This window comes from Indolivaga alginatilytica, from assembly GCF_003201355.1.
Lineage (GTDB): Bacteria > Bacteroidota > Bacteroidia > Bacteroidales > Dysgonomonadaceae > Dysgonomonas_A > Dysgonomonas_A alginatilytica.
Window position 1 is genome coordinate 18705 of sequence record NZ_QICL01000037.1, and the last position, 22901, is coordinate 41605.

At 37.6% G+C, this 22901-nt stretch carries 17 protein-coding genes; 15 read left to right on the forward strand and 2 right to left on the reverse strand.

Annotated elements, in window-relative coordinates; genetic code table 11:
* Positions 1-50: 50 nt before the first annotated feature.
* Entirely contained in the window at positions 51-4043 is a 3993-nt protein-coding gene (locus CLV62_RS19020) for a hybrid sensor histidine kinase/response regulator transcription factor (RefSeq protein WP_110312365.1), read from the reverse strand.
* A gap of 154 nt (positions 4044-4197) precedes the next feature.
* Here CLV62_RS19020 and CLV62_RS19025 point away from each other — a divergent pair, with 154 nt between their 5' ends.
* The 10 genes from CLV62_RS19025 to CLV62_RS19070 all read left to right on the forward strand — a co-directional run bounded on the left by CLV62_RS19025 (position 4198) and on the right by CLV62_RS19070 (position 17871).
* The gene (locus CLV62_RS19025; protein WP_110312366.1) at positions 4198-5826 is read left to right on the forward strand and encodes an alpha-glucosidase; all 1629 of its coding nucleotides are present in this window, start codon (positions 4198-4200) and stop codon (positions 5824-5826) included.
* Positions 5827-5975: 149 nt separating this feature from the next.
* Positions 5976-7022: a glycoside hydrolase family 130 protein gene (locus CLV62_RS19030; RefSeq protein ID WP_110312367.1), complete on the forward strand. Its 1047-nt coding sequence runs from the start codon at positions 5976-5978 to the stop codon at positions 7020-7022.
* 79 nt (positions 7023-7101) lie between these two features.
* Positions 7102-8364 (forward strand): MFS transporter, encoded by a 1263-nt coding sequence (locus tag CLV62_RS19035; protein ID WP_110312368.1) that lies wholly within the window; start codon positions 7102-7104, stop codon positions 8362-8364.
* On the forward strand, positions 8345-10084 hold the full coding sequence (locus tag CLV62_RS19040; protein ID WP_394337215.1) for a glycoside hydrolase family protein: 1740 nt from the start codon (positions 8345-8347) through the stop codon (positions 10082-10084). Before CLV62_RS19035 ends, CLV62_RS19040 begins: the two co-directional genes overlap by 20 nt.
* Before the next feature lie 67 nt (positions 10085-10151).
* Positions 10152-13169 carry a SusC/RagA family TonB-linked outer membrane protein gene (locus CLV62_RS19045; RefSeq protein ID WP_110312369.1) on the forward strand — a complete coding sequence of 1006 codons (3018 nt, stop codon included), beginning with the start codon at positions 10152-10154 and terminating at the stop codon, positions 13167-13169.
* Positions 13170-13206: 37 nt separating this feature from the next.
* Complete coding sequence (locus CLV62_RS19050; RefSeq protein ID WP_110312370.1) at positions 13207-14640, forward strand: RagB/SusD family nutrient uptake outer membrane protein; 1434 nt, start codon at positions 13207-13209, stop codon at positions 14638-14640.
* A 17-nt stretch (positions 14641-14657) separates the two neighbouring features.
* Positions 14658-15755 carry a LamG domain-containing protein gene (locus CLV62_RS19055; protein WP_110312371.1) on the forward strand — a complete coding sequence of 366 codons (1098 nt, stop codon included), beginning with the start codon at positions 14658-14660 and terminating at the stop codon, positions 15753-15755.
* A gap of 174 nt (positions 15756-15929) precedes the next feature.
* On the forward strand, positions 15930-16802 hold the full coding sequence (locus CLV62_RS19060) for a S41 family peptidase (protein WP_170120106.1): 873 nt from the start codon (positions 15930-15932) through the stop codon (positions 16800-16802).
* 151 nt (positions 16803-16953) lie between these two features.
* Complete coding sequence (locus CLV62_RS19065) at positions 16954-17322, forward strand: S41 family peptidase (protein ID WP_146212797.1); 369 nt, start codon at positions 16954-16956, stop codon at positions 17320-17322.
* A gap of 81 nt (positions 17323-17403) precedes the next feature.
* Complete coding sequence (locus CLV62_RS19070) at positions 17404-17871, forward strand: DinB family protein (protein ID WP_110312374.1); 468 nt, start codon at positions 17404-17406, stop codon at positions 17869-17871.
* On the opposite strand, the gene CLV62_RS21965 is transcribed toward CLV62_RS19070, so the two are convergent.
* Positions 17872-18789 carry a GNAT family N-acetyltransferase gene (locus tag CLV62_RS21965; protein ID WP_221409261.1) on the reverse strand — a complete coding sequence of 306 codons (918 nt, stop codon included), beginning with the start codon at positions 18787-18789 and terminating at the stop codon, positions 17872-17874. It abuts the gene before it with no gap.
* Between the two features lie 283 nt (positions 18790-19072).
* Between CLV62_RS21965 and CLV62_RS19085 the strand changes: the two genes are divergently transcribed.
* From CLV62_RS19085 to thiD, 5 genes are read left to right on the forward strand one after another with little or no spacing between them, the layout of a single operon-like run.
* Positions 19073-19777: a class I SAM-dependent DNA methyltransferase gene (locus tag CLV62_RS19085; protein ID WP_110312375.1), complete on the forward strand. Its 705-nt coding sequence runs from the start codon at positions 19073-19075 to the stop codon at positions 19775-19777.
* Between the two features lie 7 nt (positions 19778-19784).
* Positions 19785-20579 (forward strand): hydroxyethylthiazole kinase, encoded by a 795-nt coding sequence (gene thiM / locus CLV62_RS19090; RefSeq protein WP_110312376.1) that lies wholly within the window; start codon positions 19785-19787, stop codon positions 20577-20579.
* Positions 20579-21229: a thiamine phosphate synthase gene (gene thiE, locus CLV62_RS19095; RefSeq protein WP_110312377.1), complete on the forward strand. Its 651-nt coding sequence runs from the start codon at positions 20579-20581 to the stop codon at positions 21227-21229. The genes thiM and thiE overlap by 1 nt, the downstream gene beginning before the upstream one ends.
* Positions 21226-21879 (forward strand): TenA family protein, encoded by a 654-nt coding sequence (locus CLV62_RS19100; protein WP_110312378.1) that lies wholly within the window; start codon positions 21226-21228, stop codon positions 21877-21879. The genes thiE and CLV62_RS19100 overlap by 4 nt, the downstream gene beginning before the upstream one ends.
* 51 nt (positions 21880-21930) lie before the next feature.
* Positions 21931-22743: a bifunctional hydroxymethylpyrimidine kinase/phosphomethylpyrimidine kinase gene (thiD, locus tag CLV62_RS19105; protein WP_110312379.1), complete on the forward strand. Its 813-nt coding sequence runs from the start codon at positions 21931-21933 to the stop codon at positions 22741-22743.
* Positions 22744-22901 lie beyond the last annotated feature (158 nt).

The window sequence follows — 22901 nt, forward strand, 5'->3', positions numbered from 1 at the left end:
TCGACTGATTATTGAACTGTCTCATCATTCTCAAAAGCACATAGAAAGGTTCAGGTCGATGCATTATTAGCATCCCGATATTCTTTGGGAGACATTTCATATTGCTTTGCAAACTCACGATAGAAGTATGATTTGTTAGTGAACCCCGATTTAAACATAATCTCGGATACAGTCAACCGTGTCGATTTAAGTAGCTTTGAAGCATGTGAAAGTCGTATTGTTCTAACAAACTCACTGGGAGTCTTATCTGTAAGCTCTTTTAGTTTCCGGTAAAGAGTAGCTTTGCTTATACCTAAGAAGTCGGCAATAGAGTTGGGATTAAGAGATTCATCATCCATACTGTTTTCTATAAATGAGATTATGTCCTCCAGAAACTTCTCACCTTCCTGATGCATGGTTATACCGTCTCGTACCACCTCCGACGAGATAGTTGAATTGAAGTATTCTTTTAAAGTTGCTTGTTTATTGATCAGATTCTCGATAGTCGACAATACATGACGTGGATGGAATGGTTTGCTGATATACAAATCGGCTCCGTGTTTGTACGCATTGATATGGTCTTCTATCGTGTTCTTTGCCGAAATACTGATAATGGGGATATGTGCCGTTTTAGGATTCGATTTCAAACGATCTATAAGCGTTATCCCATCCAGATTGGGCATCATAATGTCGCTGATAATAATATCAGGTCGGTTAAGTTCTATTTGATTCAGAGCATCTTCGCCGTCTACAGCCTCTTGGGTAGTATAATATGGTGTCAGAATATCTTTGAGCAACTCGGTTATGTTTCTTTCATCTTCAACAATAAGAATTGAGACCTTCTTGTTAGATTGTATATTCAACGAATAATTATTTTGAAGGACTGTCGAAGGCTCTTCGTTTACCACATTTGGTTTTTCCTTCAATAGAGGTGGAATAACCAAAGTAAATTGTACCGATTCACCCTGTTTACTGGATACTGTAATTTTACCTCCGAGCAATTCGGTTAATCCCTTTGTCAGATTTAAGCCAATGCCCGTACTTACTGCACTTTGCACTTTAGGAGTGTCGTCAAATATTTTGTACTTATTGAATATTTCAGACATCTGACTATCGGTAAGCCCTTTTCCTGAATTTCGGATGGTCATATTCAAGGTGTTTTCGTGTTCGGCATCCTGCCATACGTTTACATGAATATATCCGTTTCGGGGAGTATATTTAAAGGCATTGGAGAACAGATTGAAAAATACCTTCTCCAAGGAATCCCTGTCGGTATCGATTGTAGATGTATTATTTACCGTTACCTGATAGTCTATTTTGTTTTCCTGAGCCATCTCAATATAATTGTCGGAAACATAATCTGTCAGTAACTTTATATCGATAGTTTCGGGATGCAAGGGGGTATGTCCTGTTTTTGTTTTGCGAAACTCCATCAATTCATTAATGAGTTTTTGCATCCGTTCAGCGTTGTTTTTTATGATTTGAATATACCTCTTGGTATAGCTATCCAGTTTTACGCTTTCGAGCAAATGTTGTGCAGGACCATAGATAAGCGTTAGCGGAGTAAAGAATTCATGAGCTACATTCGTAAATAAATTCAGTTTTGATTCGTATACCTTTTGTTGATGTTCTTTCTCTATTTTTTTAAGAAATAATTCTCTGTTGAGCCTGATACGGTTCTTAATTACCGATTGAGTCACATACAAGGCTATAAGTGCCACTAAAATATAAAGTAATATAGCTATGGTACTAAGCCACCAAGGATGCGCTACATTTATTTGAAGTTCGTACATGTTTTTGCTCCATACCTTATCTCCATTAGTAGCCTTTACTTCCAATTTGTATTTCCCTGAAGGAAGTTTAGCAAAAACAATATTCGGATTATTTCCGTTATTAATCCAACCTTCGGTATAATTGGATAGGCGATAAGCGTATTCGCAATTTTCGTTGTTGATAAAGTCAGTTGCAATAAACGAGAATGTAACATAACGTTCTTCATAAGATAGTTGTAAAACCCCATCTTTGATTCTCTCATTGATATTCAGAGAGGTATTGTAGATTTTTAAACTGCTAAGACTTAATATAGGATCGAAATTACGTAATTGTATATTTTCGGGATTAAAATAGCTAAATCCGCTTACCCCGCCAAAATAGAGATTATTGTCTTTGTCTTTAAAATAAGCACCATCGGAAAATTCGTCATTCTGTAATCCGTCAATGAGAGTATAATTAGCAATCTTACCCGAAGACGAATCTATTCGCGAAATTCCCAGATTGGTACTCACCCAGATATTCCGGGAATTATCTTCCAGTATTCCATGAATCGTATTATTGCTTAATCCTTCGTTTTCAGTGTACTGAAATATCTGTTTCGGATTGTTTTCAGTTTCCAATCGATTCAATCCGTAGCTTGTGCCTATCCATAGATTATTATCGCTACTGTTTAGCAAACATAATATATCGTTATTGGTAAGAGAAATATCACTATGTGCGTCTTCGAAATTCTCAAAAGTACCATTTCTGGTATTTACCTTATTTAAGCCTGCACCTCTGGTTCCAAACCAAAGCTCGTTTTTATTACCCGAAGGGATAATAGTATAAATGACATCATTGTTTAATGATTTTCGTTGATCGGACGAAATATATTGTTCTAAGTCTTCCACAACATACTCATCATTTACTTTGTTAAGTTTGATTTTTATTAAACCATACCCCGAAGTTCCCAACCAAAGCAGTGAATCGTTATTAGAAAAGTAAATACTATAAATTGCTCTAAAGACTGGGAATCGTGTTGGTATATTTAATTTCTGTAAACGATTATTTTTTGCATGGAGGATATTAATACCTTCACCTTCTGTGCCGATAAATATATCATTTGCTTTGTTTCTTTTTATAGAATATACCGAATTGGAGATTAATCCATTACTGATATTCTTATAATCAGATATTTTGCCTGTTTGTCTGTTCAGGATTTTTATACCATCACCTTTAGTTCCGATCAATATATCATCATCCGAATTTTGACAGAAACTCCTCACAGGGTGGTTAGTCTTTACGGTATGAAAAGGAGAAGCATATTCATAAACCTGCAATATTCCCTGTCCATCGCTTCCTATCCACAGAATATCCTGATTGCCGAAATACATGGTAAATATCGGAACCCGATCAGACACACCCTCGACATCGGAAAGTTTGTCTTCTTTTTGGTCGTATTTGAGACATCCGCCTTCATAGAAACTTATATACAATATATTTTTATGATATATGGCTTGCGAAATAGCTTTGGAAAGATTGAAATCGAGGTGCTTTATAGTTGATAACGACTCATCCAATATCGATAGACCATTTGAGGAGGTCAGAATCAACTTGTTTTCCGAAAAAAAGATTCTGTCGGTAAACACATCGTTTTTTATCTCTTTACGATTGGTAAATGAAATACTATTATTACTCTTTTGATCGATCTGATATTGTTCGATCTTGCCGTTATTAAGCAGGAAATACCCGTTATCGTTATTATCAATCAGAAAATCCTTTACTTCCCCATCTATCTGAGTATCTATAGGTTTGAATTGTTGAGCCTGATCGTCAAAATAAAATAGACCTTGCTCCTTTACAAAACAAATTACTCCTTTTGACGAAGTTAAACCAAGCATAAACGATTTTTCTTGCTTAGGAACTTTATGATCCGAACCGAAGAAATAATTAGTGAAATTCTGAGTTTTTCTATCCCACCGATTAACCCCGTAATCGGTGGCAACCCATAGGTAATTGGTATTCTGCTCTGTTATCTGACGTATAATATTATTACTTATCGAATACTTATTGTTTTTATTGTATCGGAATGTTTTAATATCCCGTCCATTATAAGCATTCAGCCCATCCCATGTGCCAATCCATACAGTATGTTCCGAATCTTCGAAAATGCAGTTAACCGAATTATTTGATAATCCATTAATATTCGAGATGTATTTCACAACGTTTGACGAATATATATGCAGGGAGAAGGTTAGTAATAACACTCCGATAAAGAATTTTATAGAGAATATTTTTGATGAATATTTCATAGATATTATTCTGGTTTCTTTCCAAAAGTAGTCTTTACAAAACTACGAAAAATAACTGAAAACATGTTGTATAGCACCAGTATACTCTTTTGATAATATAGTACACCCTATCTGTAGGCGTTAGTTTTAGTTTTGCCCGAAACAAATTTTATTTATGAAATCTATCTTATTGAATTGTACAATCCTGCTTCTATTGATGATAAACACCAATACAGGTATTGCTCAAGAAACAACAGTTGACGAAAAATGGTGGAAAGAATCCGTTTTTTATCAAATATATATGCCCAGCTATGCGGATAGTAATGGTGATGGGTATGGTGATTTTAAGGGAATGACCGATAAGTTAGATTATTTACAATCGTTAGGAGTAAAAGGCATCTGGCTTACCCCGTTTCTTACTTCTCCCAAAGTAGATAACGGCTATGATATTGCCGATTATTACGAAGTAGACCCTACTTATGGCACTAAAGCCGATTTTGATACTTTTTTGTACGAAGCCCATCAAAGAGGGATTAAAGTAATCATAGATATGGTTCTCAATCATACCTCTACCGATTGCAAATGGTTTCAGGAGTCCAGAAAATCGAAAGACAATCCATACCGTGATTATTATATATGGAAAGACGAACCCAACAATTGGGAATCATTTTTCGGAGGTACAGCATGGCAAAAAGACAGTTTGACCGATCAATATTATTACCACAAGTTCGATGCAAGAATGGCTGATCTTAATTGGTCAAATCCGAAAGTGGTTGCGGAGGTTCAAAATATTCTTCGTTTTTGGCTTGATGCAGGTGTGGACGGATTTCGGTTAGATGTTATCAATTTTTTAACTACCGATGGAATTACAGTTGATAATCCTTTGAAAGACGGACAACAGGATCACATAAACGACATTAATCAGAAAGGTGTAAAAGGTGCTATGCGGATTATAAAGTCGACAGGAAGCGAATACGATAACCGCTTTATTGTAGGTGAGATAGGAAGCGATAAAATCGAGGTATTAAAGCAATACCAATCTCAGGATTTATTGGATGTGGTTTTCAATTTCAATTTTGGAAGTATTGCGGAATTTTCTGCCCAACGCATTTTTGATGAATTACAAAGCATGGAAGAAAACATGAGCAATTATCCGACTTTGTTTTTCGGTAGTCACGATATGCCCCGAATGTTGGATCGTCTGGCAGGTGGCGATCTGGATCGTGCTACAGCATTGGCTGCATTAATGCTTACCGCAAAGGGAGTACCATTTATTTATTACGGTGAAGAAATCGGGATGCGTAATATTATTGCTCAGAACTTCGATGAAATGGTCGATATTCAAGGCAGAACTCATTATCAATTGGCACTTAATGAAGGCAAAACTCCGGATGAGGCACTCGTTATAGGAAACGAGCATAATCGAGATAAATCACGCAGTCCTATGCATTGGAATGGAGATGTTTTTGCCGGATTCTCCAATGAAAAATCGTGGATTAAAATTAATCCGGATTATAAGACGATAAACGTAGAGGCATTTATATCTCAAGAAAATTCTATTCTCAATACCTATAAAAAGCTCATAGCACTTCGAAACAGTGAAAAGGTGTTGCAATATGGAGATTATGATAATCTCGAATATCAAGACGATCAAATTTCATTTACACGATCTTTCAAAGGTGATAGAATCACAGTCGTAATAAACTTTGGTTCGGAAAAAGACATAACCCTACCAATAGGTGCTACTGTATTAATGGGAAGCAAAGACCTCAAATCAAACAGCTTTATTATTTACCGGCATTAAGGTCTGAGATTTGATGAAAAACAGAGAAAATATGTTGTAAAGCACCTGTATACCCTTTTGATAATATAGTACACCTTATGCGAAAGCGTTCACTATAGCTTTGTTTCAAAGAATAACAAAATAAACTAACCACATAAAGAATAAAAGAAATGGATATTGCAAAAAGATTTACTCAGAACCCATTATTAAAACCGGCAGACCTTAAAGCCGGAATTAATGGAATGGAAATAACCTGTCTATTAAATCCGGGAGTTTTTAAATTCAACGGAAAGACATGGTTGTTGCTTCGTGTAGCGGAACGCCCTACACAAAAAGACGATGTTATCAGTTTTCCGGTATATAATAAAGAAGGTAAAATAGAAGTTGTTTCGTTTGGAAAAGATGATCCTAAATTGGATGCTTCCGATCCTCGTGTCATTAAATACGATGGAAAGAACTATTTGACTACCATGTCTTATTTACGTTTAGTATCGAGCGAAGACGGTATTCACTTTAAGGAAGAAGCAGAGTATCCTCCTATTTTCGGAGAAGGAGAATTAGAGGCTTTCGGCATTGAAGATTGCCGTGTAGCAACTACCGAAGACGGATTTTTCTTGACATTCACCGAAGTTTCTTCCGTTGCCGTAGGTGTAGGATTGATACATACTAAAGACTGGAAAAACTATACCCGTCATGGCATGATTTTCCCTCCGCATAACAAAGATTGTGCATTATTTGAAGAAAAGATAGGCGGTAAATATTTTGCATTACACCGTCCAAGTAGCCCCGAATTGGGAGGTAATTACATTTGGCTGTCCTCATCGCCCGACCGTTTACATTGGGGAGGTCACAAATGTATTGCAACCACTCGCGAAGGTATGTGGGATTGTGCCCGTGTAGGTGCAGGAGCTGCCCCGATCAAAACCTCAGAGGGTTGGTTGGAAATTTATCACGGAGCTGACTACAATCACCGTTATTGCTTGGGTGCTCTTTTATTGGATTTGAACGATCCGTCAAAAGTACTTGCCCGTAGCAAAGAACCTATTATGGAACCTATTGCAGAGTACGAACAAACCGGATTCTTTGGAAATGTAGTATTCACAAATGGTCATATAGTAGAAGGTGATACAATCAAGATGTATTACGGAGCTAGTGACGAAGTTATCTGTGGTGCTGAATTTTCAATTTCCGAGATATTAAAATCATTAAAGCAATAAATAGTTAACGGGTTAACAAGTAGACGAGTAAACAAGACTTGTCTACTCGTTAACTAGTCTACTTGTCAACTAAAAGAAAATGAATAAATTAAAATCAGAATATTTGTTTTTCAAGCAGCAGGAACCCAATATGCGTACCCTGCTGATGACAAATATGTTATATGCTCTTGTACTGCCTGTGGTAGAGATATTTATAGGTGCTTATATTATGCGTAATACAAGCGATCCTATATCTGTGGCTTTCTACCAATTGTTTATGTATGTGGGTATTGTGTTTACCTCTTGCCTCAATGGCTATTTGTTACGGATAGTTAATGTTAAGACTTTGTATGCAGCAGGTATACTTGTTAGTGGTCTATCTATGTATGCAATGATGACAATTAAATCCCTCGGATTTATGGAATTGGGTATTGCAGGCTTTTCGATGGGTGCGGCTGCCGGTTTCTTCTGGACAAACAGATACCTGTTGACATTGAATAATACGACTGACGATAACCGAAATTATTTCTTTGGATTAGAATCTTTCTTCTTTTCGATAGCCTCTATATCCGTACCGCTTATTATCGGTGCATTCCTAAGTCAGATTGATGGAGTAAGTGTTTTAGGTATAGCTTTTGATGTTAATTTGGCGTATCAGGTAGTAACAATGGCTGTAATCGGGTTAACTATTCTTGCAACAATCGTGTTGTGGAGAGGTAAATTCGTGAACCCTATCGAAAAAGACTTTATCTATTTCCGTTTCACCCTTCTATGGAGAAAGATGCTAGTGTTGTCTTCTCTTAAAGGAATGGTGCAGGGTTTCCTGGTAACAGCTCCTGCAATTCTGATTATGAAACTGGTGGGCAACGAAGGTTCACTTGGGCTTATACAGGGCTTAAGTGGTGCTTTAACAGCGGTTCTTGTATATATCCTCGGACGTGTGGCTCAACCCAAAGACAGGCTGAAAATATTTACAGCCGGATTGCTCCTCTTCTTTATAGGTACACTGTTTAATGGTGTTCTGTTCTCGGCAGTAGGAGTTATTGTTTTTGTGTTGTGTAAGGTTCTTTTCCAACCGTTGTTCGACTTGGCGTATTTCCCTATTATGATGAAAACAATTGATACTGTGTCTAAAATAGAAGGCAGAAATAAGTATGCCTATATCCTTAGCCACGAGTTTGGATTGTTTTTGGGGAGAGCATCGGGTTTAATCCTGTTTATTTTTCTGGCATATGGCGTATCTCAAGATTTCGCTCTTAAATATGCCCTTATAATAGTAGCCGCATTGCAGCTTATCTCTTATCCTCTGGCAAAGAATATTATTAAGCAAACTAATATGATTGATGAAAATGAAAAAAACTAAGTATCTATTAGGTCTATTTGTTTTGGCTTCGTTTATATCGTGTTCGAATACCAAAAGCGAATCATTCGGGACGAAGGTCGCACAGGTATCTATTGCACGTGTAGACTCTATGCCGAATATGCCTAGTCCATACAAAATTATCGATTGGGAAGCGAAAGCGAAGTCTTTCGACCGTTTCACTTTCGATTGGAATAATAAAAGTGAAGTAGGTAACCTCATCTGGTTAGACGACAGCCGACGCAATGTAGATCAAACTACATTCGGTTTATATACTGCATTGAAAGATGTACGTCAAGGAAAAGATGCCAATAACGGCGAATTTCATGAAAGTCTAAACTCTCTGGCTGCTCTTTTGGGAGCAGGACTTGTGGGTATTGACAAAACCAATCAGGATGGTTATAACTATGTGAAAATGATTCAGAACTATTTCAATACCGAAAACGGTTGGAATATTGTGATGAACAACACCAACCCCAAAGTAGCTATGTTGGGTGGCGGATATGGCAGAGATTGGTGGTATGATGTATTTCCGAATGCTTTATTCTATGCCGTTTCGGATGTATTCCCGAATGTGGAAGGAGCTGAACAAATTCAACGTACGGTTGCGGAACAGTTCGTAAAAGCAGACTCTATTTTGAATGGTAATTACGATTATTCATACTTTGATTATGCGCAGATGAAAGGTATGGTAAATCATATTCCATTGCAACAAGATGCAGCAGGAGGTCATGCCTATGTATTGCTTTGTGCATATCATAAGTTTGGCGATCCTCGTTATTTGAAGCATGCTAAAAGTGCTGTTGAAGCATTGGTAAATCAGAAAGAAAGTCGTTTTTACGAAATATTATTACCTCTCGGTGCCTATACTGCAGCTTATCTGAACGCAACGGAAGGAACAAACTACGATGTTAAGAAATTACTTGACTGGACATTCGATGGTTGTACAAACCCTGATGGACGTTATGGATGGGGTATCATTGTTGGCAAATGGGGCGATTATGAAGTAAATGGTCTGCAAGGTAGTATTACCGATGGCGGAGGTTATGCTTTCGGGATGAATAGTATCAAACCTGCGTGGCCTTTTGTGCCAATGGTCAAATACCAACCTCAATATGCAAAAGCAATCGGTAAATGGATGCTGAATAATGTAAATGCAAGCCGTTTGTTTTTTCCTCAGAATATTGACGATAAACACCAATGGGCTCCTGAATTGAAGAATCTGACCGACAACAATATTTCGTACGAAGGATTACGCAAGGCAGATGATTATGGCAAACCCGAACTCAAAGGTGTAGAGCCTGTGGCTATTGGTGATGGTCCGAAATGGGCAAAAGGCAATCCGACAGAAAGTATGTTCAGCGTATACAGTTCGTCTCCTATGGGTATTTTCGGTGCAATGGTGAGAGAAACCAATGTGGAAGGTATTTTACAATTGAATTGCAATGTAACGGATTTTTATGCCGAACGTCAATTCCCAACATACCTGTATTACAATCCTCATAACGAAGAAAAAACGGTGCGTTTCGAAACAAAGCAACCTGTTGACCTATTCGATATTGTTGCTAAAGAATATGTCTCGAAGAATATTTCATCGGCATCCGATTTTAAAATTGGTGGAAACGATGCCCGTGTTTTGGTCGTTCTTCCTGCCGGAACAAAATTGGCAGTAGCGAATGGTAAAATAATAGCAGATGGAAAATATACAATTTCATACCAATAAGGTTTGAATACCTTTTATTTATCTAGTATTAAAATGAATATATCACGATACTTAAACTAAATAAACCATGTTAAAAAAAGCATTATTCATCATGTTTTTATCGTTGACCAGTATTACCTTATTGGCTCAGCAGATAAAAACAATATCGGGAGTTGTTACAGATGCAGCTACCGGAGAAGCCCTCATTGGGGTTGCAATACAGGAACCCGGAACCTCCAACGGCACGGCAAGTGACTTGGATGGTAACTATACCCTGAATGTAAAAGGAGATCGTATATCGTTCTCTTATGTTGGTTACAAATCGCAAGTGCTGACAGTTCAAAACGCAAGTACCTTGAATGTGAAACTTCTTTCGGACTCCGAACTGGATGAAGTAATTGTAGTGGGTTACACATCTCAAAAGAAACGTGAGGTTTTGGGTTCTTTGACGAATGTAAAATCAAAGGAACTTACTCAATTGCCTGTTTCAAATACAACCGAAGCCTTACAAGGTCGGGTGGCAGGTGTACAGGTAACCAATACAAGTGGAGCACCCGGTTCGGGAGCTACTATACGGATCAGAGGAGCAGGATCTATCAACTCATCTAATGATCCCTTGTATATCATCGATGGAATTCCTGCCAGCAATGGTTTGAACTCGGTAATACCTACCGATATTGAGAGTATCTCGGTACTTAAAGATGCTTCGGCATCAGCTATATATGGTTCTCGTGCCAATAACGGGATTGTACTAATCACTACCAAGAAGGGTAAAAAAGGAAAAGCTAAAGTGTCGTATAACGGACAATTCGGTGCACAGGTTCATGGCAGTTTAACTGAAATGGCAAATACATCTCAATACATAAATATATACAATGCTGCTGCTAAAAACGACGGGAGGGAACTTCTTGAGGGAAAATGGCTGAGAGATGATTTTGCAAATGTAAATCATTTAGAAGAAGTTTTTCAAACCGCTTTAATGACTATACATGATGTGTCGGTAAGCGGTGCAAATGATAAGTTTAATTACTTAGCATCGGGTAGTTATTATAATCAGGAAGGGATTATTAAGAACAGTAAGTTTGAGAAATTTACAGGAAGTACTAATCTAGGTTATCAGGCAACCAAATGGCTGAAAATAGGTTTATCTGCAAATGCAGGAAAATCTACAACAGATATTGTTCCTAGTTCGGGTGACGGATATGGAAATAGTGAAGGTGGTAGTGTGGTAAGATATGCGTTTATGCGTAATCCGGCAATACCTGTGTATGACAAGAGCGGTAAGTTTGTAGATAAACCAAGCGAATATTTTGGACATCCGATGTATGATACTTTCTTCGGTGAAGGCTATAATCCTTTAGGAGTTGCTGAAATGGCAGATCGTAAACGAGATGAAACGATGGTATTAAGTAAACTAAATGTAGAAGTTAAGTTACCCTATAATACTATTTGGAATAACAATTTTGGTATAGATTATAAGAAGAGCGAACTGAGTGCCTATAATCGCACATGGGGTACAGGTGACCGTATAAATAATCCGAGCAGTAGATCTTTTAACAACAATGAAGAGCTGGGTTGGACTCTGAATTCGGTATTGAGCAATACTCATACATTCAATGAAGCACACCGTTTGACTTCAATGATCGGTACTGAAGCTATCCGTTATAACGGAACAAGTAAAGATGGAGGAACAAATAAAGATGGAGAGCTACAATATAGTGCGGATTATGCATCGTCATTGTTATCTTTCTTTGGCAAAGTAGATTATAATTATAATTATAAATATTATTTGTCAGCCTTAATACGCCATGATGGATCTTCTCGTTTTGCCGAAGGAAACAGATGGGGTACATTCTACGCCCTGTCGGCCGGATGGGATGTAAATGAAGAAGAGTTTTTCAAACCTCTTACTCCTGTTGTTAATTTGATGAAACTGAGAGCCGGATGGGGTGCGGTAGGTAATCAGGAGATAGGCTTATATGCCTTTGTTGACAAATTTATGCCTTATGCCAATTATCCTTTCGGAGGCAATCCCTCTTTAGGATATACTCAGACTCAATTAGGTAACACCGACTTGCAATGGGAAACCAGTAAGCAGTTAAATCTGGGCTTGGATATGGCATTTTTGGATGGTGAATATGGCTTTAGTGCCGATTATTACCACAAAGTAACCAAGGATTTGCTTATTAAGGCTCCACTTCCTCCGTCAATAGGAAATGCAGCTCCTTTTTGGATGAATAGCGGAGAGATATTGAACGAAGGTGTCGATCTCGAAGTATATATGAGAAAACAATATAAGAACGCAGGATTCTCTATCGCCCTGAATTGGGGATATTTGAAAAATGAGGTACTAAAAGTGAATGCTCCTATTTCAGGAGGACGTGTGGATACCGGTATCGATGCAAAGCTTATCGAAGAGGGTTATTCTCTAGGTTCATACTATTTATATGAAATGGATGGAATCTTTCAAAATGAATCGGAGATTGTAAGATCTGCTTATCAAGGAGCGAATATTCAACCCGGGGATGTAAAGTACAAAGATTTAAATGGAGATGGTGTAATTGATGAAAAAGACAGAAGACATATCGGCAGTTCTATTCCAAATCAAACGCTGGGATTAAACCTGCAAGGAAACCTGAGCAATTGGGATGTATCCATCTTCTTTCAAGGAGCATTCGGAAATGAAATATACAATCAGATCGGCCATGAGACCGAAGGATTCTACCGTGGTTTTAATGTAACAAAAGATTATTACGATAATTACTGGAGAGGCGAAGGTACATCTAATACACATCCGAGAGCTTCGTGGAATGCAAAATCGAATAATGTAATGGTTTCTTCTCGCTTTTTAGAGGATGCATCTTATCTAAGATTAAAGAATTTACAGGTCGGATATACTTTTGCTCTTAAATCCAAATTGATCAGTAATTTCAGAGTTTTTGGAAGTGCTACCAATTTATTGACATTCACAAAATACAGCGGACTCGATCCTGAAATGACAGTGAGTGCTAATGCTTCGGGTGAAGGCGATAGGTCAAACGGTATCGACTGGGGTACTTATCCGGTAGCTAAGACTTTTACATTGGGTGTAAATCTGACTTTTTAAGGTCTCAGATCTATTTATTATTAAAAAATAATCAGACATGAAAAAATATCTATTTATATTGTCATTAGCCGGAAGCCTTCTTTTCACATCATGTGAAAGCTTCTTAGATGAACAACTGGAAGGCGAATATACTTCCGAGAATATATTCAATACCGCCGATGAAGCCGATCTTGTATTGACAAGTGTTTATAATAACTTAAGTTTTACCACCTCATCGAATATGATATGGGTATTTGGTGATATTGCTTCGGATGATGCCGTAAAAGGCGGAAATCCGGGTGATCAGGCAGATATGACTTCTATCGATAACTTTGAAGTTAAATCATCTAATGGTATTTTATTTACTTATTGGAAATTTACCTATGAAGGTATAAGCCGTGCCAACAATCTTATTACAGGAGTCTACGGTTCGGGTATCGATGATGCTACAAAGCAACAAATGATAGCAGAGGCAAAGTTCCTCAGGGCATATTATTACTTCAATCTGGTAAATATTTGGGGGAAAGTTCCCTTGCGATTGACACCAACTACTACCTCCAATGTGAATTTAGGATTGAGTGAAGTGGCTGATGTATATGCCCAAATTGAGAAAGACCTGAAAGAAGCTGCCGCTGTTTTACCGGCGAGCTATGATGCAACCAAAGCCGGCAGGGTAACCAAAGGAGCGGTATTTGGATTATTGGCTAAAGCACAACTCTATCAAAAAAAATGGGACGAAAGTATTGCAACTATTGTGAATAACATTGAGCCTTTAGGTTATGATTTAGAGCCTAACTATGCTACCTTGTTTAAACTTGGAGCAGAGAATAGCAAAGAAGTGGTATTTGCAGTTCGTCATATGAGTAACAAATATCCGGGAGTAGGAAATTCATTGAACCAATGGTTTGCTCCTCTGGCGGAAAACGGATATTATACCAATGCACCTACTGCCAGCTATGTAGCTTCTTTTGATGAAACTACAATTGATGGAAAAACAGATCCCCGTTTAGATATTTCTATCGGTCGAGACGGTCACGATTGGGTAAACGGTGAGCCTTTCGATCCTACCTGGAGTACAACAGGTTATCTGATCAGAAAACACAATCAACCTGCATCGGAGGTTCCATGGGGAACTAAAGGCGATGGCGGACTGTCTTATATTTATATGCGTTATGCTGATATCTTGTTGATGAAAGCCGAAGCATATACCGAAAAAGGTGATATTTCGGAAGGTGTTAAATCTCTCGACAAAGTAAGAGCAAGAGCAGGGCTGGATAAAGTAAAAGCAGTCAGCCAAGCTCAAATGAGATCAGCTATTTATACGGAACGCCGCAGAGAATTCGGATTCGAATTTCATCGGTTCTTCGACTTGATGAGATGGGGGCAAGAAGTTGCAACAGCAGCTTTAGGACCTAATTTCAAGTGGGTATCTCCCCGTTATTATTTCCCTCTTCCGCAAAAGGAATTAGATTCTAATCATGGTATTAAATAACTTTAAAGAAACAGGTTATGAAACAGAATAAATTGTACAAAATTGGTGTATGGGCAATATCGTTACTGCTTATATTTCCACTATTAATAGGATGTAGCAGCGATGATAAAGAAGTTTTCGTGCTCGGAGACCCTACGGAGTTGAAAGCAGAACTGGCAGCGGCTCTCACTCTTTGGGAAACAGCTGCTCCTACAGACTTTGAACAAGTAAGCTTAGATGAGTTTAAGGAAACACTAACTACTATTCAAGGTGTATTATCACAAGGAGGTTTATCAAGTCAGGAAATAATAAATATGACTATTCATCTTAGGGAAGCCCAAAACAGATTTCTGCGTTCTAAACTTCTGGGGATTCCTGCTGAAGCACTTATTGCAGGTTGGGCTTTTGACGAAGGTGAAGGATCATCTCTTGTAAGTGATGGTATGAAAAAACTTACTGCCAACTTAACAGCCGGGCCATCGAAGATATTCCCGACATTAACGATGCCTGAATTTGTGGATGGAGTGAAGGGCAAAGCTATCCATTTTAAAAACGGTTCGCATTTGGAAATACCTAATTATGCTCCTGCTGATTTCTTAGGACAACAATTAAGTATTGCTGTTTGGTTGAAACCCGATGTTACAAAAGGCGGAAATTATGTTGCTTCGTTAAATTATTGGAACAACTGGAAATTCCAGATACAGGAACAAGGTAAAGCATTCTTTACTGTTCAGACTACTCAGGGATTTACTGATGCCGATAACGAATACGATCAATCGGTAGCACCCGGTAGATGGGCTCATGTAGTGGTTTCACTAGATCTTAGCAGTCAGAAATTATCGTTCTATGTAAACGGACGATTGACTAAAGAATGGACAAGTACCACCAAGCCGAATCTCGGAGGTGCACATATGCCTCCTTTTGCTTCACCGCTTAATAAACAATTACCTTTGATGATAGGTACTGCAACTACTTACGATGAAGCAGTAGCATCATGGACATGGTCAGGATGGGATACTCCAACATCATGGGATCATTTTGAAGGAGCAATGGATGAAATTAAATTTTACAATATTGCTTTAATTGAAGGACAAGTTAAAGCTCTTTATAACGAAGAGATAGCACCTGTGCAATGAGAAAGTGAAATATAATTAGAAAGCTGCCTTGTTTAAACAGGGCAGCTTTCTTTGTTTTTCGATATCTTGAAGTTAAAGAGTAATATAATTTTTAGTTTATCGATTTTAGGATAGAATTACTTTTAATTCTTTTGTATGTTTGTAAATCTTAACTATCTAAACCTTAACGATACTATGAGGAGAATTCAAAGTCTGTTTTTTTTACTATTGTTGGCATTCTTTTCTCAGGCACAGAATACATGTGATTGTCAAGAAAATTTGAAGTTATTAGATGAAATATTAAGTAATAATTATGCAGGTTATCAATATAAAAAAAAGACAAATGGAATTGTATTAGATAAATTGTATAATGAGTTATTAAAGGAAGCAAAAAAAGAAAGGTATCAAAATTACAATTGCGCTCGTTTACTTGATGCATATATAACAGCTTACGAAGACAAGCATACTAATATTGATTATTTAGGGTTAAGACATTCGATAGGGAAAATGTCCGAAAAAGAAAAAGCAGCGTTGTTTGGCATTGTTGCGGAAAATAAATATTTAGACAGTAAACAATTAAGCCGATATCTAGAAGAACTACAGAGGGGTATAGAAGGCGTCTATGTTAATAAAGAAGATACATGCATAGTTCTGGAAGATAGAAATATTTTACATGACTATATCGGAGTCCTTTGGAATACTCATCAGAAATACTGGAACAGAGGTGATGTGAAATTTGAATTGAAACAAAATTCAAAGAAACAATACGATTATTTTTACTACGATAAACATCATTCTTTAGAATCATTACGAGACATTGATATTAGTATAAATAATATAGCAGGCTGGCGAAAAATACATGTTAAGTCAGATAGTTTAATCCAAGAAGAAAACAGGTTTCCTGTATCTGCACAAAAACAGACAGATAGTACTTTGTACCTACCATTACAAACATTTGACAGATCTTATAAAGCAGTAATAGATAATTTTCTGGATAGTAATAAAGAAAAATTAGAAAAAACTCCTAATTTAATACTCGATTTAAGAGGAAATAAAGGGGGGGGCTGATGATACATTCAGTAACTTAATTCCGTATTTGTACACAAATCCCATTCTTATAAAGGGAGTAGAAATTTATTGTTCGCAAAATACGATCGAAAATTTTGAAGAATATCTAAAAAACACGAATAGCTCTTTCCTTGAAAAGTTAGTGGAACGGATGAAAAATAATAATAACAAATTTATTCTTTTACATGATTCTGAAGGATATACTATACAACTGGATACCGTACTTCAGTATCCCCGAAACATATATATTATTGTAGATAAGGAATGTGCAAGTAGTGCTGAGGAGTTTATACTCATTTCAAAACAAAGTTCAAAAGTAACAATACTGGGCGAAAATACCAGTGGATGCTTAGACTTCTCCAATGTGGTACGATTCGACCCCAAAGATGATAGTATTGGAAAATGGTGGGGAGTAAACTATGCGTCCACAATATCGAGGCGTTTGCCGAATGATCCGGTTGATGAAAAAGGAATTGCTCCTGACATATATCTATCTCCTGATAAGAATTGGCTAGATTAAGTATATAACTTTATAGACCAAAAATATCATTAGAGAACATTCCTCTTGAAAGACAGACTTGAATTAAAAAAAACATATTATATGAATGCTGATTTTACAGATATTACAAATGGAATTTACAGGACTATAGAGACCTGGGAACCAGTATTGACCGATTTACCTATTGACACAATTGGTGAACGTAAAAACAAGCAAAGCCGTACAGTTAAACAAATATTAGGTCATTTGGTTGATTCTGCATCAAATAATCATCAACGAATGGTAAGGCTCCAATACAATAGATATTTAGAGTTCCCCGATTATCGCCAGGATAATGACCTATGGATTGTAGTTCAGGATTATCAGCATGCAGACTGGATAAATCTGGTGCAATTGTGGAAATTTTATAACCTCCATATTATTCACGTAATAAAGTCTGTGGATAACACAAAATTGAATAATTATTGGAACGATTTCGAAGGAAGTAGAGTAAGTCTGAATGATATGATAAACGGTTATCTCTTTCATCTGAACTTTCATCTAAACGAAATAGAGGAATTAATAGAATAATCAGTTATTTATCTTTTCCATAATAACCATCGAAATACCTTCTGAATTTTCGTTGGAAACTTCTTTATAGCCAAGTTTGGTATATAAATATACAGTATTAGGGGTTTCTAATCCTGTAAACAGAATATACTTCTTACAGGTATTGACGTATTGCTCTATCTCATTCATTAAGGCTTTTCCAATTCCTTTGTTCTGATGTTGAGGATGGACAATTAACTTTCCGATACGGCAATTATTATTCTCGTCAAGCCGTCCTCTGACAGAGCCGACTATCGTATTGTTAATAGTGTATTTTAAAATTATGTTTTGTTCGGATTCACTGTGCATATCTTCATAACTCTGAAGCATTGGCGGTATATTCGGATTGTTTAACTGAATAGAGACAGGTTTAAAAGCTGCCTTTTGTAAAGTTAGGATTTCTTGTAAGTCGCCTTTGGTAGCTTTTTGTATATGGTTCTCACGATTTATATTTTCAATTTCTACAACATCGCTGCTTAATTTAATAATCTCTTGGGGCTTTATTTTGAGAGTATGAAACTTATTGCCCGTTCCCCCATAAATATAATCGAATGCTAGAAGCACTTTATCGAAAAGGCAAGGTAAGTCATGCCCGATTAGCGGAATCGAACCGACTTCATATCCTGTTACTTTTAGGACATCTGATTTTTCAGCTAATTTGATTTTAGAGAAGCCTAGATCTAGTGCAAGCTTTTTAAAGTCAATACGATTATATTGATTGCTAAGAATCATTGCATAGAAACCCTTTTCTGTTTTGACAATAAAAACAGGTGCAGCTTTACTACTATCGAAATACTCATCGGCATCTTCTGTTTTCAGAATAGGTTTGTCATGTTGAATTATTTCATAATCACATTCCGATTTTGTTAGTAATTCTGATAATTCTATTAGTGTAAGCATATATTTTTACATTCATTTTATTCAATTACAAAAAAAGTGCAATTTATTAAATGAATTTATATTTCGGAAATAAATCAACTAGGTTCAGATATTTTTTATAAGTTTGCAGTCATCACTGTTGGGGGTGTTCTTTCGTAGAAAGAGCTGAGATTAAACCCCGGAACCTGATATGTTGTAATTGACATCGTAGGGAAACGGTTGACTTTTTGAATAATCATCACCGATATATTATTTACAAAGCCGTTTCGTATTACACGAAGCGGCTTTTTTTATTGCAAAAAAAATGGATCAAAAGAGTTTTGATAAGTATGCAGAGAAATACGATGCATGGTTTATGGAAAATGAGCATGTATTATATTCGGAAGTCAGATTAGTAGCTCATTTTCTTAAAAATGCAGGGCGTATCTTGTCGGTAGGTTGCGGAAGCGGTCTCTTTGAAATGATTCTTGAAAAGGAGTTCGGCATTACGATAAAAGAAGGTATAGAGCCTTCTGTCGATATGTCCGAGATAGCAACGAAGAGAGGACTTTCAGTAAAAATAAGTACAGCCGAAGATGCCGAATGTGGAGTTGAGGTATATGATACCATTCTTTATAATGGTTGTCCCGGTTATATTTCAGATCTCGAGAAAGCTTTGACAAACAGTTATAAGGCTCTGCGTAAAGGCGGTAAAGTGATTCTGATAGATATACCTAAAGAAAGCTCTTACGGTTTACTGTATAATCTGGCGAAATCAGTCGGGAGATGGGATCATCCGTTATTGAAAGATGTTTTTCCTCGTAACCCTTATCCGATAGAACTGGTAGAAAAGGCGAATTGGAGAACAACGGCTGAAAAAATAACAAGCATGCAGAATGTCGGTTTTACTGATTTTGAGTATGCTCAAACATTAACCAAACATCCTATTTACTCGAATAATATGGTCGAAGAGCCTGTTTCGGGCTACGATTGTGGTGATTATGTAGCAATATGCGGATACAAAAAATAAATAAACTATGATTGATATTTCTAATTTAGTAAGGGATTTAAGTCTGGTCAGAGAAAAATCTCCCCTCATCCATAATATCACAAATTATGTGGTGATGAATAATACGGCAAATGCTCTTTTGTCTATCGGTGCATCACCTGTGATGGCACATTCTGTAGACGAAGTTGCCGAAATGACAAGCATCGCTTCCGCTCTTGTCCTTAATATCGGGACCTTGGATGCCGATTGGGTTAAAGCCATGCTTATTGCAGGTAAAACGGCACAAACAAAGAAGATACCTGTCATTTTTGATCCCGTCGGAGCAGGAGCAACTTCGTATCGGACAAAAGTATGTCAGCAAATATTAGAAGAATGCAAACCGTCGATAATCAGAGGGAATGCTTCCGAAATAATGGCTTTGGTAAACAGCAATGTAAAGACCAAAGGGGTAGACAGCACAAGTTCATCCGATTCAGCATTAGATTCGGCAAAAATATTGGCTCGTGAAACGGGTGCAGTAGTTGTTATCAGCGGACAGACTGATTATATCACCAACGGAGAAACAACCGAAACGGTATCAAATGGAAATACGCTGATGGCAAGAGTCACAGGAATGGGATGTACAGCTACGGCAATTGTTGCAGCGTTTGCCTCCATTAATACTGATATGCTGGAGGCAGCAACTCATGGAATGGCAATAATGGGTATTTCGGGAGAACTGGCTGCTGCTAAATCGCAGGGGAATGGCAGTATGCAGGTTCATTTTCTGGATGAATTATTCAATCTGAATGAAAGCACACTCCGAAATACATTGAAATTGTAATGAAATCATTTGACTTAAGTCTCTATCTGGTTACCGACCGATCGCTTTCTTTGGGGCGGACATTAGAATATATAGTCACCGAAGCCGCTAAAGGAGGAGTGACTATGGTGCAACTTCGGGAGAAAGATTGCTCTACTCTGGAGTTTTATCAGCAAGCCATGCTCTTAAAAGAATGCTTGCGCCCTTACAATATCCCTTTAATTATCAATGATCGTCTGGATATTGCTCTGGCTTGCGATGCCGAAGGATTGCATATCGGACAAAGTGATATGCCTTATGCAATTGCCCGAAAACTATTGGGTAAGGATAAAATTATCGGTTTGTCGGTAGAATGCCTGCAAGATGCAATTGATGCAAACGAACTGGATGTTGACTATATCGGCATATCTCCTGTATTCGGTACACCTACGAAAACCGATACCGCCCCTGCCCTAGGCTTGAATGGTATACGGGAGATCGTAAAAATCAGCAGGCATCCTGCTGTGGGTATCGGAGGAATCAACCGAACGAACGCAGCCAATATAATTTTGGCAGGTGCTGACGGTATTTCGGTAGTGTCGGCAATCACATCGGCAACCGATCCGAAAGAAGCGGCATTACAACTTAGAAGCATTATTAACCAAACAATCAAAAAAACAATAAACCAATGAAATGGAGTGAAGAGGCATGGAAGGCAATTGAGCCTGTCTATAAAAAGATACAGGAATTGCCATTTATAAAAGAACTGATGAATGGCACATTAGATAATAAAAAGTTTATATTCTATATTCAGCAGGATGCCATCTATTTAGCGGATTACGGCAAAGTGTTAACTGCTATTGCATCGAAGTTGAGTAATCCCAAACATATCGAAGCGTTTATTCATTTTGCAGGAGAAAGTGTTGCTGTTGAGAAAATATTACACGAATCGTTTGTGCATGAATTGGATAAAAAGGAGAAGATCGAAGCCTCGCCAAGTTGCCTGCTATATACTTCGTTTTTGATGAAGCAGTTGGCAAATGCACCTGTTGAAGTTGCTTTAGCAGCCGTTCTGCCTTGCTTCCGGATTTACAAAGAGGTGGGCGATTATATATTGGTTAATCAGACTAAAGGCGAAAATCCATATCAAAGCTGGATAAACACCTACGGAGGCGATGACTTTGCAGAGTCGGTAAAGACAGCAATTTCGATCTGTAATGAAGTTGCTGATGCTTGTACGTCGGCACAACGCAAGGCAATGACCGAAGCATTCGTGATGTGTTCCAAACTGGAATGGATGTTCTGGGATAGCGCCTATAAGCAGGAACAGTGGGAAATATAAGGTCTCAGACCAATTTATTGATTTTTTTGTAAAAAATAGTAAAAACGGATAATGAAAAAACAATATAAACGGGCACTGACTATTGCAGGCAGTGACCCGAGTGGCGGAGCAGGTATTCAAGCCGACTTAAAAACGTTCTCGGCATGCGGATGTTATGGCATGACGGTTATCACGGCGGTAGTAGATGAAAATACGATTGGAGTGACCGATGTACATCCTATTCCCGTTCCTTTTGTTTCGGGACAAATAAAATCGGTACTGGATGATATCGGAGCCGATGCTATCAAAATAGGAATGCTTCATTCTTCGGAATTGATTCGGGCGGTAAAAGAAACCCTTCTGAAATATAATATCACTAATATAGTTTTAGACCCTGTAATGGTGGCAACCTCAGGAGATAAACTCTTGCAGGATGAGGCTATAGAAACACTCAGGAATGAGTTGATACCTTATGTTCGTGTTATTACGCCAAATATTCCCGAAGCTGAAATTCTGATCGGGAAGAAAATAACAAGCCAGCAAGATTTACCCTTGATCGTTAAGGATTTGTCTTTCGACCGGTCGGTCTCTGTTTTGCTGAAAGCGGGTCATCTAACAGAAGATGAATTGGTTGATGTATTCTATAATGCAGAAACGGATGAAGTAATAGAACTCAGATCGAAACGCATACAAACACGTAATACGCATGGTACAGGCTGTACATTTTCATCTGCCGTAGCTGCATTTCTGGCTCATGGACTATCGCTGAACGATGCCATCAGAAAAGCAAAAGAGTATATGACTAAAGCAATTACAATCGGTGCAGAATATGAGATAGGTAAAGGACATGGTCCTGTACATCATTTCTTCGGTTTCTGGGAATAATGTCGGCATTTTCGCGATGTGATCTGGCAAATAAACACCTCCAATTAACCAAATTTTATATTTAGAGCCTGTTTAAATTTATGAGAGAAAAGATAATAAAGGGTTTCCGTAATTAATCGGAAGGATGTTTCTTTGAAGTGACTAAACTCATAAGAAAT

Bases quoted from the DNA above. Each gene is read 5' to 3' on its own strand.
- CLV62_RS19020 (WP_110312365.1), bottom strand. From the start codon at position 4,043: ATGAAATATTCATCAAAAATATTCTCTATAAAATTCTTTATCGGAGTG.
- CLV62_RS19025 (WP_110312366.1), top strand. From the start codon at position 4,198: ATGAAATCTATCTTATTGAATTGTACAATCCTGCTTCTATTGATGATA.
- CLV62_RS19030 (WP_110312367.1), top strand. From the start codon at position 5,976: ATGGATATTGCAAAAAGATTTACTCAGAACCCATTATTAAAACCGGCA.
- CLV62_RS19035 (WP_110312368.1), top strand. From the start codon at position 7,102: ATGAATAAATTAAAATCAGAATATTTGTTTTTCAAGCAGCAGGAACCC.
- CLV62_RS19040 (WP_394337215.1), top strand. From the start codon at position 8,345: ATGAAAATGAAAAAAACTAAGTATCTATTAGGTCTATTTGTTTTGGCT.
- CLV62_RS19045 (WP_110312369.1), top strand. From the start codon at position 10,152: ATGTTAAAAAAAGCATTATTCATCATGTTTTTATCGTTGACCAGTATT.
- CLV62_RS19050 (WP_110312370.1), top strand. From the start codon at position 13,207: ATGAAAAAATATCTATTTATATTGTCATTAGCCGGAAGCCTTCTTTTC.
- CLV62_RS19055 (WP_110312371.1), top strand. From the start codon at position 14,658: ATGAAACAGAATAAATTGTACAAAATTGGTGTATGGGCAATATCGTTA.
- CLV62_RS19060 (WP_170120106.1), top strand. From the start codon at position 15,930: ATGAGGAGAATTCAAAGTCTGTTTTTTTTACTATTGTTGGCATTCTTT.
- CLV62_RS19065 (WP_146212797.1), top strand. From the start codon at position 16,954: ATGAAAAATAATAATAACAAATTTATTCTTTTACATGATTCTGAAGGA.
- CLV62_RS19070 (WP_110312374.1), top strand. From the start codon at position 17,404: ATGAATGCTGATTTTACAGATATTACAAATGGAATTTACAGGACTATA.
- CLV62_RS21965 (WP_221409261.1), bottom strand. From the start codon at position 18,789: ATGCTTACACTAATAGAATTATCAGAATTACTAACAAAATCGGAATGT.
- CLV62_RS19085 (WP_110312375.1), top strand. From the start codon at position 19,073: ATGGATCAAAAGAGTTTTGATAAGTATGCAGAGAAATACGATGCATGG.
- thiM (WP_110312376.1), top strand. From the start codon at position 19,785: ATGATTGATATTTCTAATTTAGTAAGGGATTTAAGTCTGGTCAGAGAA.
- thiE (WP_110312377.1), top strand. From the start codon at position 20,579: ATGAAATCATTTGACTTAAGTCTCTATCTGGTTACCGACCGATCGCTT.
- CLV62_RS19100 (WP_110312378.1), top strand. From the start codon at position 21,226: ATGAAATGGAGTGAAGAGGCATGGAAGGCAATTGAGCCTGTCTATAAA.
- thiD (WP_110312379.1), top strand. From the start codon at position 21,931: ATGAAAAAACAATATAAACGGGCACTGACTATTGCAGGCAGTGACCCG.